This window comes from Paenibacillus sp. NRS-1782 (assembly GCF_050467685.1).
Lineage (GTDB): Bacteria > Bacillota > Bacilli > Paenibacillales > Paenibacillaceae > Paenibacillus > Paenibacillus terrae_A.
In genome coordinates this window covers 1-517 of sequence record NZ_JBITPH010000122.1, presented here as the reverse complement: position 1 = coordinate 517, position 517 = coordinate 1, and the positions used below count along the sequence as shown (strand labels likewise).

Here is a 517-nt window from a genome sequence, read left to right as displayed (position 1 = left end):
TTCCCATTAAAACGATGGACATCGTAGAAGGAATTCAAACGATTCAAAAGAAGAAAGTCGCTGCCTATTGCCGGGTCAGTACCGATTCCGAGGAGCAAAAAGAAAGCTACACCAATCAGGTCAATCATTATACCCAATACATTCAAAACAACTTGGAATGGGAAATGGCTGATATTTACGCAGATGAAGGCATCACCGGAACCAGCACCAAAAATAGAACACAATTTAATCGGATGATACAGGATGCTCGAAACGGTAAGCTGGATCTCATTCTGGTCAAGTCGATTTCGAGATTTGCGAGAAATACACTGGATTTATTGAAATATGTACGGGAACTGAAAAGTCTCGGAGTTGCTGTATTCTTTGAACGGGAGAATATTAATACGCTGGATACCACAGGCGAAGTATTGCTGACCATCCTGAGTTCCCTTGCCCAAGACGAGAGTCGAAACATTTCTGAAAACAGTCGATGGGGAATATTGCGAGGCTTCCAAAACGGCAAAGTCTTCTGCAACAC

The 517-nt window shown here is 42.7% G+C and carries 1 protein-coding gene; it reads left to right on the top strand.

Annotated features, from left to right (window positions below; translation table 11 throughout):
• On the top strand, positions 1–517 hold a 517-nt coding region (locus ACIFQM_RS24960), incomplete at both ends, for a recombinase family protein (RefSeq protein ID WP_430066414.1).